Below are 12,784 nucleotides of genomic sequence, written 5' to 3'. Positions count from 1 at the left end.
GTCGCCGTGATCTCTCGCTTCTTTATTGATCGGCCGATTTTCGCCACGGTCATTTCCGTGGTTATCGTGCTCGCCGGGCTGGCGGCCATGCGCTCGCTGCCCATTTCCCAGTACCCGGAAATTCTGCCGCCGCAGGTGGCCGTCACCGCCAGTTACCCCGGCGCCAGTTCGCAGGTGATCGCCGAAACCGTGGCGGCGCCGCTGGAGCAGGAGATCAACGGCGTCGAGAACATGATTTACCAGCTCTCGAACTCTGACAGCAGCGGGGCGATGAGCCTGAACGTGTACTTCCAGGTCGGCACCGACCCGGACCAGGCGACCATCAACGTCAACAACAAGGTGCAGGCGGCGCTGGCGAAGCTGCCGGAAGAAGTGCGTCGCCAAGGGGTGAAGGTGGAGAAGAAATCCTCCGACATCCTGCAAGTCATCACCCTGTATTCGCCGGACGGTTCGCGCGATCCGATCTTTATCAGCAACTACGCGCTGATCAACGTGATCGATGAACTCAAACGCCTGAAAGGCGTGGGTGATGCCAGTCAGTTTGGCTCCAAGGATTACTCCATGCGCATCTGGCTGCGCCCGGACAAGCTGGCGCAATACAACCTCACGCCCACCGACGTGGTGAATGCCATTCAGGAGCAGAACTCGCAATTCGCCGCCGGCAGCTTTGGCAAACAGCCGCTGACTCAGGAGCAAGACTTCACCTACACCGTCACGACTCAGGGCCGTTTTGCCGACCCGAAAGAGTTCGAGAACATCATTCTGCGCACCGACGCCACCGGCGCCAGCTTGCTGCTTAAAGATGTGGCGAGAGTGGAGCTTGGCGCGCAGGACTATTCGCTGGTAACCACCCTCAACGGTCAGCAAAACGCCGCCTTTGGTATTTACCTGCAACCCGGCGCCAACGCCCTGGACACCGCCAAGCTGGTGAATCAGACCATGGAGCGCCTAGCCAAGCGCTTCCCTTCGGGCATTACCTACAAAATCCCCTACGACACCACCAAGTTCGTGACCGTTTCCATTGAAGAGGTGATTCACACCTTCTTCGAGGCGTTGGTGTTGGTGGTGCTGGTGGTGTTTATTTTTCTGCAGAACTGGCGCGCCACGCTGATTCCGGTGCTGGCAATTCCGGTGTCGCTGATCGGCACGTTTGCCGGCATGTACATGCTCGGGTTCTCCATCAATTTGCTGACCCTGTTCGGCCTGGTGCTGGCCATCGGCATCGTGGTGGACGATGCGATTGTGGTGCTGGAAAACGTCGAGCGGGTGATGCGCACCGAGAAACTGCCGCCGCGCGAGGCGGCGATCAAAGCCATGGAAGAAGTGACCGGGCCGATCATCGCCATCGTGCTGGTGCTGTGCGCGGTGTTTATTCCGGTGGGCTTTCTCGGCGGGCTGGCGGGGCAGATGTATTCGCAGTTCGCCATCACCATTGCCGTGTCGGTGGCGGTGTCCGGGCTGGTGGCGCTGACGCTGTCGCCGGCGCTGTGCGCTTTGTTACTCAAGCCCGGGCACCACGAGCCAGCGGCGCCGTTCCGCTGGTTCAACAGCTTCTTTGAACGCGCCACGAACGGGTACAGCCGGGGCGTGGTGTTCTTTCTCAAACGCTCGATAATCGGCTTGCTGCTGTTCGGCGGCATGATCGCCTTAATGGTGGTGTTGTTCGGCCGCGTGCCGGGGTCGCTAGTGCCAGATGAGGACCAGGGCTACGTCATCAACGCCTACTTCCTGCCGGCCGCCGCCTCGCTGACGCGCACCGAGAAAGTGACCGGCGACGTGACCCAGCAACTGATGAAGCACCCGGCCGTGCAAGACGTGGTGACCTTCGCCGGTTTCGACGTGCTCACCTTCGGCACGCGCAGCAACGCCGGGGTGTCGTTCGTGCCGCTGAAAGACTGGAGCGAGCGCACCACCGAGGAGCTGGACGCGCGCAACCTGCCCGGCGCGTTCATGGGCATGGGCGCCTCGCAAAAAGACGCCATGGTCATGACCTTCAACCCGCCGCCCATCACCGGCATGAGCACCACCGGCGGCTTCGAGGCGTACATCCAGGACCGCAGTGGCGGCAGCAGTGAAAAACTGGCTGAAACTGTACATAAATTTATGGCCGAAGCGGCCAAGCGGCCCGAGCTCGCGGGCGTGAACACCACCTTCAACGCCGACGTGCCGCAGTACTACATCGACCTTGACCGCATCAAAGCGCGGGCCTTGGGCGTGGCGATCAACGATGTATTCACCGCCATGCAAACCACCTTCGGCAGCTACTACGTCAACGACTTCAACCTTTACGGCCGCACCTGGCAGGTGAGCTTGCAGGCGGAGGCGGAGTTCCGGCGCAAGCCCGAAGACCTGAGCCAGGTGTACGTGCGCTCAACCGCCACGTCAGAGCTGATTCCGCTGTCCTCATTGGTCAGCGTACGGCGCATTCTCGGCCCCGACAGTTATGCACGGTTCAACGTGTACCCGGCCGCGAAAGTGCTCGGCGGGCCGGCGCCTGGCTACAGCTCGGGGCAAGCGCTGCAAGCGATGCAGGAAGTGGCCGATGCGACGTTGGGCAGCGACTACACCATCGGCTGGATCGGCCAGGCGTATCAGGAACTGGCTTCCCAGGGCTCTGGCAGCACCGCGTTTCTATTCGGGCTGGTGATGGTGTTCCTGATTCTTGCCGCCCAATACGAACGCTGGACCTTGCCGCTGGCCGTGGTCACGGCGGTGCCGTTCGCGGTGTTCGGCGCCATTCTGGCGGTATGGCTGCGCGGCATTCAGAACGACGTGTACTTCCAGGTCGGCCTGGTGACGCTGATTGGGTTGGCGGCGAAAAACGCCATCCTCATCGTCGAATTCGCCGTGCTGTGCCGCAGCCAAGGCATGAGCATTTACGACTCGGCGCTGGAGGCCGCGAAACTGCGCTTCCGGCCCATCGTCATGACCTCGCTGGCGTTTATTCTCGGCTGCGTACCGTTGGCCATCAGCACGGGGGCGGGGTCGGCGAGTCGCCACTCCATCGGCACCGGGGTGATTGGCGGCATGTTGGCGGCGACGCTGTTGGCGACGTTTATGATTCCGATGTTTTATTTGCTGGTGGAGAGTGCGTCGGCGCGGATGGGGAAAGGGAAAGGGAAGGGGGATAAGGGGAAAGCGGTGGCGCCTGAGGTTCCTCGGGCGAGTGATTTGCCTGCGGATCGGTGATAACTGGGCGAGGCTGGATCCAGAGTTTTCCGTCGAGCGGCGGTGCTTGAACGAGCCTGGATCCCCGCTTTCGCGAGGATGACGGAGATCTTATTCAAATTCACCGTCATCCTCCTCGCACGCGGCGGTCCGACGATTCGGGATCTAGCGTTTTTCGTCGAACGGCGATACCTGAACGAGCCTGGATTCCCGCTTTCGCGGGAATGACGGAAGTTTTATTCAAGTCCACCGTCATCCTCGCGCACGCGGCGGTCCGACGATTCGGGATCTAGGGTTTTTCTTCGAGCGGCGATACCTGAACGAGCCTGGATTCCCGCCTTCGCGGGAATGACGGAGGTCTTATTCAAGTCCACCGTCATCCTCGCGCACGCGGCGGTCCGCCGATTCGGGATCTAGGGTTTTTCGTCGAGCGGCGATACCTGAACGAGCCTGGATTCCCGCTTTCGCGGGAATGAAGGAAGTTTTATTCAAGTCCACCGTCATCCTCGTGCAGGCGGCGGTCCGCCGATTCGGGATCTAGGGTTTTTCTTCGAGCGGCGATACCTGAACGAGCCTGGATTCCCGCCTTCGCGGGAATGACGGAGGTCTTATTCAAGTCCACCGTCATCCTCGCGCACGCGGCGGTCCGCCGATTCGGGATCTAGGGTTTTTCGTCGAGCGGCGATGCTTGAACGAGCCTGGATCCCCGCTTTCGCGAGGATGACGGAAGTTTTATTCAAGTCCACCGTCATTCCCGCGAAGGCGGGAATCCAGAATCTCAAGCCGAGCGGTGATACTTGAACGACTCTGGATTCGGGAGCCAGAAATTTCCGTGGAATGGCCGCGGCTGAACGACTCTGGATTCCCGCCTGCGCGGGAATGACGGAGGTGTTATTAAAGTCCACCGTCATCCTCGCGCACGCGGGGATCCAGAATCTCCCGCCGAGCAGCGATCCCTGAAAAACCCTGGATCCCGAATCGGCGGACCGCCGCATTCGCGGCAATGACGGAGGTGTTATTAAAGTTCACCGTCATTACCGCGCAGGCGGGAATCCAGAATCTCAAGCCGAGCGCAAATACCTGTATCACGCGAACTCCAGCGCTATCGCACAACCCCAGCAACCGAGCCCTCCGGCCATCGCCAACCCCAACGTCCGCCTACGGCCCAACCCCTCCCACGGTGTACCATGCCCCGCCTCGTGTTCTCGCTGTTGCCGGACCTTTAATGAACTTACGTATCCTGCTTATCCTCGGCGCGCTCAGTGCCTTCGGCCCGTTGGCCATCGATTTCTACCTGCCCAGTTTCCCCACCCTGGCCCACGCCTTCGGCACCGACGTCGAGCATGTTCAGCTCACCCTCGCCGCCTATTTCAGCGGTCTGGCGATTGGGCAGTTGGTGTACGGGCCGCTGACCGATCGCTTCGGCCGCCGCCTGCCGCTGCTCGTCGGTGTGGTGCTGTTTACGTTGGCATCGGCCGCGTGCGCGCTGTCGTCGAGTCTGGAATGGCTGATCGCCTCGCGCTTCGTGCAGGCCCTGGGCGGTTGCGCCGGCATGGTGATTTCCCGCGCAGTGATTCGCGACTTGTGCGACCCGCTGGCCTCGGCCAAAGCCTTCTCGCAATTGATGCTGGTGATGGGCGTGGCGCCGATTCTGGCGCCGTTCGGGGGCGGGGTGTTGCTCAATCTGTTTGGCTGGCCGTCGATTTTCTGGTGCCTCACCGGCTTCAGCGTGTTGTGCCTGCTCGGGGTGGCGCTGTGGTTGCCGGAGACGATTCCCGCCGGCCTGGAGCGGCCGCGGTTACGGGGGGCATTTGGTCAGTATTGGCGTTTGCTGGGCGACGGCCAGTTCCTCGGCCATGCGCTCACGGGCGGCGTCGCCATGGCGGGTATGTTCGCGTATATCGCCGGTTCGCCCTTTGTGTTTATCGAACTGTATGGCGTGCCGCCCGAGCATTACGGCTGGCTGTTTGGTGGCAACGCGGCGGGGTTTATTCTGACGGCGCAGATCAACGCGCGCCTGTTGCGTCACCACGGCCCCGGTTATTGGCTGGTGCGGATCGTGTGGCTGTACCTGTTGTTCGCCCTGATTCTGCTGGCCGTCACGGCATTCAAACCGGCGCAGTTGTGGCCGCTGATGCTGCCGTTGTTCTGCTTTATCGCCAGCCTGGGTTGCATCATCCCCAACGCCTCGGCCTGCGCCATGGCCGGGCAGGGCAGCCACGCGGGCAGCGCGTCGGCGTTGCTCGGTTGCTTGCAGTTCAGCGTGGCGGCGGGCGCTGCCAGTTTGGTGGGTGTGCTGCACGACGGCACGGCGATGCCGATGGCGATGGTCATCAGCCTGTGCGGTGTGGTGGCGATGGTGCTGGCGCTGGTGACATCACGCAGCGCCAAGAACGTGCCGTTCGGGGTGTTGTAACGGCACGTTGGGCATAAAAAAACGCGCTATCCGGCGGCGCGTTGTTCGACTTGCGGGAGTTGGTGCGGGGCTTTCAGCCGGGCTTCCAGGGTGGTGACGAACTCGCGGGCTTGCGCCTCGCTGCGGAAACTCACGGCATGTTGATCCATGCGAACTTGCCAAAGCGGGCCTTGCGGCGTGGAGAGCGTACGAACCAGAATTTTCATGCCTGCCTCCTGCGGTTGGTATGTCGAGGAAGTTGCAGTCTAGTCAGCGTTCGTGAATTTTCTTTGACTGCCGTCATTCGAGCGACACGCGGTCGTGTGGTTAAAAGCATCGCGGCTGAAGCCGCTCCCACAGTTGATAGAAAAACCTGTAGGAGCTGCAGGGCGTCACTCCGATCAGCCGCAATCGCCGTCACGGCAGTCAGAAGCTCTCAAGCACAATCTTGCCCTTGGCCTTGCCGCTTTCCAGCAGCGCATGAGCGCGGCGCAGGTTGGCGGCGTTGATGCTGCCGAAGTGGTCGCCGACGGTGGTTTTCAACGTGCCGGCGTCGATCAGCTCGGCCACCTGATTGAGCAAGCGATGCTGCTCGATCATGTCGGCGGTCTCGAACATCGAGCGGGTGTACATAAATTCCCAATGCAGCGACAGGCTCTTGCGCTTGAGTTTGGTCACGTCGAGGCTTTTCGGGTCGTCGATCAGGCCCAGCTTGCCCTGCGGTTCCAGCGCTTCGACGAGCTGATCGAAGTGGTCATCGGTGTTGGTCAGGCTGGCGACGTAGGTCACCTGGCCGACGCCGATGCGTTTGAGTTCTTCGGCCAGCGGCTTGCTGTGGTCGATGACGTGGTGGGCGCCCAGCTCGCGCACCCAGTCCTGGGTTTCACTGCGCGAGGCGGTGCCGATCACGGTGAGGTCGGTGAGCTGACGAGCCAGTTGCACCAGAATAGAACCCACCCCGCCAGCGGCGCCTACCACCAGCAGGCTGTGTTTTTTGCCGCTGCTGCCTTGTGGCACCTGCAGGCGTTCGAACAGCAGTTCCCAGGCGGTGATCGCGGTCAGCGGCAGGGCGGCACTTTGGGTGAAGCTGAGATTTTTCGGCATATGGCCGACGATGCGTTCGTCCACCACGTGCAGCTCGCTGTTGGCGCCAGCGCGGGTCAGGGCGCCGGCGTAAAACACCTTGTCGCCGACCTTGAACAGGCTCACTTCGCTGCCTACCGCCTTCACCACGCCGGCTACGTCCCAGCCCAGAACCTTCGCGTCGCCATTTTCCGGCGCCACGTTTTTACGAATCTTGGTATCAACCGGGTTTACCGAAATCGCCCGCACTTCCACCAGCAAATCACGCGGCAGCGGGGTTGGGGCGGGGAGTTCGATGTCTTGCAGGGCGGCTTCGTCGTCGATGGGCAGCGAGTGGTAATAGGCAATGGCTTTCATATGAAGACTCCGAAAAGTGGATGGGCGATGGATGGCGTGCAGGTTGTGATATTTCGCGAGTGGGAAAAAGAGCGTAAAAGCGAACTCTCTTTCAATTCTCTATTGATAATTGCCTGCCGCGAGAACCGCCATGTTGCGCCTGGATGATCTGCAAATTGTTGTGCGTACCGCTGACTTGGGCAGCCTGTCAGCGGCGGCGCGTGATCTGGATGTGTCGCCAGCCGTGGCCAGCGCAGCGCTCAAGCGGCTCGAGCAGCAGCTCGAAGTACGCTTGTTCGCCCGCTCCACGCGCAGTTTGCGCGTGACGCCTGAAGGCGAGCAGTTTTTGGGCTATGCCCGTGCCGCTTTGCAAAGCCTAGACGAAGCCCAGCAGCAATTGGCGGGCAGGAAGGTAGACATTAGTGGGGTGCTGCAAATTTCCGCGCCCTCGGATTTCGGCCGCAATGTGCTGCTGCCCTGGCTCGACGAGTTCCAGGCCGAGCACCCGTTATTGCACGTGCGCCTGCTGCTCGGCGACCGCAACGCCGACCTCTATCGCCAGCCGGTGGATATCGCCATTCGCTACGGCGCGCCGGAAGATTCCAGTCTGGTGGCGCTGCCGTTGGCACCCAACAACCGCCGCGTGTTATGTGCCTCGCCGGCTTACTTGAAAAAGCACGGCGAACCGCTGCGGGTCGACCAACTGGCGCAGCACAATTGCCTGCTGTACATGCTCGGCGGCCGCCTGCACGAGCGCTGGCGGTTTATCGATGGCAAGCGTGAACTGAGCGTGACGGTGGGCGGTAATCAGGTCAGTGACGATGCCGACGTGGTGCGCCGCTGGGGCGTGGCCGGGCGCGGCGTTATGTACAAATCCTGGCTGGACGTTGCCGCCGACGTGAAGGCCGGGCGCCTAAAGGTGTTGTTGCCGGAACTGCGTGGCGAGCCGGCGGCTCTTAACCTAATCTGCACCCATCGCGCCCAACTGAGTAAAACGGTGTACTTGCTGCGTGAGTTCATTCAACTGCGTTGTAGCCAACTGCTCGAAGCCAAGCCGTAGTGCCGCCCAACGAAACGGCATGTGCGGCAAATGGCTCGTGCGCCGGGGCTTGTCATCGCGCCGCGCGCTGGTAGAGTCGCGCGCCATGATCGCCTCCCCCTCCCATCGCTCGCTCGTTGCCTGGCTGCTGTATTTCAGCGTGCTGTTCAACGTGCTCGCCTGCGGCATTGGCCATGGGCAGATGATGGGCTTGAGCTTGAATGGTCTGGGCGGCGCCTTCTGCTCCGCCGATAACGGCGCCGGCCCCACGCTGGATTCGGGCAGCGGCTCGATCAACGACGACAGCGCCACCCCGTCGTTTAACTGTCCCCTCTGCGGCGCCATCAGCCTCGGCCTGGCGCTGCTGTTCTGCCTGAGCTGGCTGCTGCGCCCGCGCCGCGACCGTCTCCCGGCCTGGGAGCCGCGCAGCAAAGCGCCGCCCCGTTACTTGTGGCCCTCGGCCAACCCCCGCGCTTCCCCGATCTGAACACGCTGTTCTGCTGCTAACCCCGTGTTCATTTTTTGGAGAAGTGTGATGACCCTGTTCAAGTCCTTGTTTCTGAGCGCGCTGCTGAGCGTGTCGTTTGCTGCCGTGGCCCACGAGTACGAAGTGGGCGAGCTGCATATCGATCATCCGTGGTCGCGCGAAATGCCGCCGGGCGCCCCCACGGCGGCGGCCTATTTCATCGTGCACAACAAAGGCGCCAGCGCTGATCGGTTGGTCTCGGTGGCAACGCCGGCGGCCGGCAAAGCCGAGATGCACGAGCACATCGACCAGAACGGCCTGATGAAAATGCAGCAGGTGCAGTTCGTCACCGTGCCGGCTGGCGGCGAAGCGACCTTCGCGCCCATGGCCTACCACGTGATGCTGTTCAACCTGAAACAACCGCTCAAAGACGGCGAGCGCTTTCCCCTGACCCTGACGTTTGAAAAAGCTGGCGAGGTGACCGTGCAGGTGGCCGTGCAAAAAAATGCACCGCCTGCGCAGCACGATATGTCCAAGCACGACATGTCTGAGCACAGCAACTAACACGCCGGGGGAAAGTGTATGAGCAAGGCGCCTGTGTCGTTCTACAACCAGGCCTGGCGATGGCATTTCTACGCCGGGCTTTTTGTCATTCCTTTTATGGTGATGCTGTCGCTGACCGGCATCATTTATCTGTTCAAACCGCAGCTCGATAACCTGATGTACGCCGACCTGCTGGAAGTCAATCCGATTGGCCAACGCCTGAGCGCCGAAGCGCAGCTGGCGCGGGTGCAAGCGGAGTATCCCCAAGCCGCCGTGAGCCAATATCTGCCGCCGGTGGACGAGCGCCACAGCGCGCAGTTCGTGGTGACCGAGGCGGGGCGCAAGCTCAATCTGTTTGTCGACCCGTACAACGGCACGGTGCTCGGCAGCCAGGACGCGCAAAACAACCTGCAAGCCATTGCCCGTGCGCTGCATGGCGAGTTGATGATCGGCACCGTCGGCGACCGCTTGGTGGAACTGGCCGCTGGGTGGGGCGTGGTGCTGGTGGTGTCGGGCCTGTACCTGTGGTGGCCGCGTGGTCGCTGGGGCGCGGGCGTGTTGTGGCCACGCATGGCGGCGCGGGGGCGTTTGTTCTGGCGCGACGTGCACGCGGTGACCGGCTTTTGGGGTTCGCTGCTGTTGCTGTTTATGCTGCTCACCGGCATGACCTGGACCGGCTTCTGGGGCAAAAGCTTTGCGGACGTGTGGAACCAGTTTCCGGCCGCGATGTGGAACGACGTGCCCAAGTCCGGCGCCGAAGCCCGCAGCCTCAATACCCGCGATTCGCAGACCGTGCCCTGGGCCGTTGAGAACACGCCGCTGCCCGCTTCCAAGCCGCCGGCTGTTGATCCCCATGCGGCGCACAACGGCCACCACATGGCCGACATGGCGCCCGCCGCCAGCGGCCAGATTCCGTTGCAACAGGTGGTCGACATCGCCGAAGCCAACGGCGTAACGCCCGGCTACAGCATCACGCTGCCGCAGGGCGCAGAGGGCGTTTACACCATCGCGGTCTTCGCCGACGACCCCCGAAACGACGCCACGCTGCACATTGACCAATACAGCGGCCAGGTGCTCGCCGACGTGCGCTGGCAGCACTACAACCTGGTGGCCAAAAGCGTGGAAACCGGGGTGATGCTGCACGAAGGCAAACTGTTCGGCCTGGCCAACCAGCTGATGATGTTGGCCGTGTGCCTGCTGATTTTGCTCAGCTCGGTGAGTGGTCTGGTGATCTGGTGGAAGCGTCGGCCGCAAGGCCAACTCGGTGTACCGCCGCTGCGCCATGACTTGCCGCTGTGGAAAACGGCGGTGGTGATCATCATTGCGCTGGGCGTGGCGTTTCCGCTGGTGGGCATGTCGCTGGTGGTGATTGGGGTGTTGGATTGGTTGGTGATCTCGCGGGTGAGACGGATGGAGACGGCGTAGGCCTTGCCCTCTCCCCCAGCCCCTCTCCCGCGCGGGGGCGAGGGGAGCCGATCGGCGCAGCGCTTTGGCTTTTCGTCCCCTCTCCCTGAGGGAGAGGGCTAGGGTGAGGGGGAGACGCCACCGCCAATCTAAAGGCTCAACCCTTAACCAACCGCGCATCCAAACTATTCTGCGCCAGCCGCTGCGCCTGTTCCTGGGTCATGCCCAGGTGCTCGTGCAGCGCCATGAAGTTCTCGGTCACGTAGCCGCCGAAGTACGCCGGGTCATCCGAGTTCACCGTCACTTTCACGCCCTGTTCGAGCATGTCGAGGATGTTGTGCTGGCCCATGTGGTCGAACACGCAAAGCTTGGTGTTGGACAGCGGGCACACGGTCAGCGGAATTTGCTCGTCGATGATTCGCTGCATTAAACGCGGGTCTTCGCTGGCGCGTACGCCGTGGTCGATGCGGCTGATTTTCAGCAGATCCAACGCTTCCCAAATGTACTCGGGCGGGCCTTCTTCGCCGGCGTGCGCCACGGTGAGAAAACCTTCGCCGCGAGCACGATCGAATACGCGCTGGAATTTGCTCGGCGGGTGGCCCATCTCCGAGCTGTCGAGGCCGACGGCAAAAAACGCATCGCGAAACGGCAGCGCCTGGTCGAGGGTTTGCTGCGCGGCGTCTTCGGGCAAGTGCCGGAGAAAACTCAAGATCAAACCGCTGCTCACGCCCAGTTGTTCGCGGCCATCTTTCAGCGCGGTGGCAATGCCGTTAAGTGCGACTTCAAACGGAATGCCACGATCGGTATGGGTTTGCGGGTCGTAAAAGGGTTCGGTGTGCACCACGTTCTGCGCTTTGCAGCGTTGCAGGTAGGCCCAGGTCAGGTCATAAAAATCCTGCTCGGTGCGCAGCACGTCGGCGCCTTGGTAGTAGAGGTCGAGAAACTCTTGCAGGTTGTTGAACGCGTAAGCGCTGCGCAGCGCTTCGACATCGTTCCAGGGCAGGGCAATCTTGTTGCGCTCGGCCAATGTGAACAGCAACTCCGGCTCGAGCGAGCCTTCCAGGTGCAGGTGCAATTCGGCTTTGGGCAGGGCGTTGAGCCAGTCGTACATGGTGAGCACCTTGTCAGTTGGAAATGCCGGCTAGTTTAGCTGACCGTGAAGACAGAATCCCGCACGCGATTCTCTCTGAACGGATGGGCACGTAGACTGCCGAAACATTTTGTTGCCACGGAGCGCCGACATCCCATGCTTGCCCACCTCAAGAACGAAAAGATGCTGCTGATCGCCATCCTGGCGGTGGCCATCGCCTACCCGTTGGAGCATGTGCTGCTGCATTCGGGGCAAGCCGTTGCGCTGTTCAGCGCGCTGGTGCTGGTGGGTGCGATTATCTGCGCCTCCATGCGCGTGGCGCACCACGCCGAGTTACTGGCGCACCGGGTGGGCGACCCCTACGGCACCATGATTCTTACCTCTGCCGCCGTGCTGGTGGAAGTGGTGGTGCTGGGCATCATGATGAGCAACGAAGCGTCACCAACCCTGGTGCGCGACACCATTTATTCGGCAGTGATGCTCGACATCAACGGCATCCTCGGCCTTGCCGCGTTGATGGGCGGCCTCAAGCACGGCGAGCAGCCGTACAACGACGATTCCGCGCGCAGCTACAGCGTGATGATCCTCACCGCCATGGGCATTTCCATGATCGTGCCGGAGTTCGTTCCGGACAACTCGTGGAAAGCCTATTCGGCGTTCACCATCGTCATGATGGTCATGCTCTACGGCTTGTTTCTGCGCATGCAGGTCGGCCCGCACAGTTACTTCTTCAGCTACAGCTACCCGGAAAAACGCCGCGCCAACGCCCAGGAAGAAGAGCGCGAGAGCAAGTCGTTGTCGATTGGTTTGCTGATCGTCGGCGTGGTGGTGATTGGCGCCTTGGCGGAGGTGATGTCCAAAACCCTCGACCTCGGCCTTGAGGGCACCGGCGCGCCACCCGTGTTGGCGGCGTTGTTGGTGGCCGGCATTTCCGCCGCCCCGGAAATTCTCACCGCCTTGCGCGCGGCCATGGCCAACCGCATGCAATCGGTGGTGAACATCGCACTCGGTGCTTCGCTGTCGACGGTAATTCTCACCGTGCCGGTGATGGAGGGCATCGCGCTGTACACCGGTCAGCCGTTCATCATGGCCATGACCCCGGTGCAAACCATGATGGTGTTTATCACCCTGGTGGTGGCGGCGATTAACCTTAACGACGGCGAGACCAATGCCATTGAAGGCATGACCCACTTCGCGTTGTTTGCGACGTTTTTGATGCTGACGTTTATCGGCCTGTAAACCGCGCCCTCACCCCCAGCC

General features: G+C 61.7%; 11 protein-coding genes. 7 read left to right on the top strand and 4 right to left on the bottom strand.

Annotated elements, in window-relative coordinates; translation table 11 throughout:
• The first annotated feature begins 6 nt into the window (after positions 1 to 6).
• Positions 7 to 3,189: an efflux RND transporter permease subunit gene (locus ACZZZP_RS20040; RefSeq protein ID WP_463383874.1), complete on the top strand. Its 3,183-nt coding sequence runs from the start codon at positions 7 to 9 to the stop codon at positions 3,187 to 3,189.
• A gap of 587 nt (positions 3,190 to 3,776) precedes the next feature.
• On the opposite strand, the gene ACZZZP_RS20035 is transcribed toward ACZZZP_RS20040, so the two are convergent.
• Entirely contained in the window at positions 3,777 to 4,073 is a 297-nt protein-coding gene (locus ACZZZP_RS20035) for a hypothetical protein (protein WP_463383873.1), read from the bottom strand.
• A 320-nt stretch (positions 4,074 to 4,393) separates the two neighbouring features.
• Between ACZZZP_RS20035 and ACZZZP_RS20030 the strand changes: the two genes are divergently transcribed.
• Positions 4,394 to 5,584 carry a Bcr/CflA family multidrug efflux MFS transporter gene (locus ACZZZP_RS20030; protein ID WP_122493208.1) on the top strand — a complete coding sequence of 397 codons (1,191 nt, stop codon included), beginning with the start codon at positions 4,394 to 4,396 and terminating at the stop codon, positions 5,582 to 5,584.
• Between the two features lie 26 nt (positions 5,585 to 5,610).
• On the opposite strand, the gene ACZZZP_RS20025 is transcribed toward ACZZZP_RS20030, so the two are convergent.
• Positions 5,611 to 5,790 carry a hypothetical protein gene (locus ACZZZP_RS20025; protein ID WP_122449729.1) on the bottom strand — a complete coding sequence of 60 codons (180 nt, stop codon included), beginning with the start codon at positions 5,788 to 5,790 and terminating at the stop codon, positions 5,611 to 5,613.
• A 199-nt stretch (positions 5,791 to 5,989) separates the two neighbouring features.
• Complete coding sequence (locus ACZZZP_RS20020) at positions 5,990 to 7,003, bottom strand: zinc-binding alcohol dehydrogenase family protein (RefSeq protein WP_463383872.1); 1,014 nt, start codon at positions 7,001 to 7,003, stop codon at positions 5,990 to 5,992.
• 130 nt (positions 7,004 to 7,133) lie between these two features.
• Here ACZZZP_RS20020 and ACZZZP_RS20015 point away from each other — a divergent pair, with 130 nt between their 5' ends.
• The 4 genes from ACZZZP_RS20015 (at position 7,134) to ACZZZP_RS20000 (ending at position 10,455) form a co-directional block, all read left to right on the top strand.
• Complete coding sequence (locus tag ACZZZP_RS20015; RefSeq protein WP_122493206.1) at positions 7,134 to 8,042, top strand: LysR family transcriptional regulator; 909 nt, start codon at positions 7,134 to 7,136, stop codon at positions 8,040 to 8,042.
• Positions 8,043 to 8,127: 85 nt separating this feature from the next.
• The gene (locus ACZZZP_RS20010) at positions 8,128 to 8,508 is read left to right on the top strand and encodes a DUF2946 domain-containing protein (protein WP_122493389.1); all 381 of its coding nucleotides are present in this window, start codon (positions 8,128 to 8,130) and stop codon (positions 8,506 to 8,508) included.
• 48 nt (positions 8,509 to 8,556) lie between these two features.
• The gene (locus tag ACZZZP_RS20005; RefSeq protein ID WP_463536794.1) at positions 8,557 to 9,051 is read left to right on the top strand and encodes a copper chaperone PCu(A)C; all 495 of its coding nucleotides are present in this window, start codon (positions 8,557 to 8,559) and stop codon (positions 9,049 to 9,051) included.
• 18 nt (positions 9,052 to 9,069) lie between these two features.
• Positions 9,070 to 10,455 (top strand): PepSY-associated TM helix domain-containing protein, encoded by a 1,386-nt coding sequence (locus ACZZZP_RS20000; RefSeq protein ID WP_463383869.1) that lies wholly within the window; start codon positions 9,070 to 9,072, stop codon positions 10,453 to 10,455.
• 136 nt (positions 10,456 to 10,591) lie between these two features.
• Here the strand turns inward: ACZZZP_RS20000 and ACZZZP_RS19995 are convergent, their stop codons facing one another.
• Positions 10,592 to 11,545 (bottom strand): adenosine deaminase, encoded by a 954-nt coding sequence (locus ACZZZP_RS19995; RefSeq protein ID WP_463383868.1) that lies wholly within the window; start codon positions 11,543 to 11,545, stop codon positions 10,592 to 10,594.
• A gap of 135 nt (positions 11,546 to 11,680) precedes the next feature.
• On the opposite strand from ACZZZP_RS19995, the gene ACZZZP_RS19990 reads away from it, so the two are divergent.
• Positions 11,681 to 12,763, top strand: a complete 1,083-nt coding sequence (locus ACZZZP_RS19990; protein ID WP_463383867.1) for a calcium:cation antiporter — start codon at positions 11,681 to 11,683, stop codon at positions 12,761 to 12,763.
• Positions 12,764 to 12,784: the final 21 nt, after the last annotated feature.

Source organism: Pseudomonas sp. AC211 (assembly GCF_979258055.1).
The sequence above is the reverse complement of the archived record's forward strand: the minus strand, read 5'-3'. Positions and strand labels throughout refer to the sequence as shown.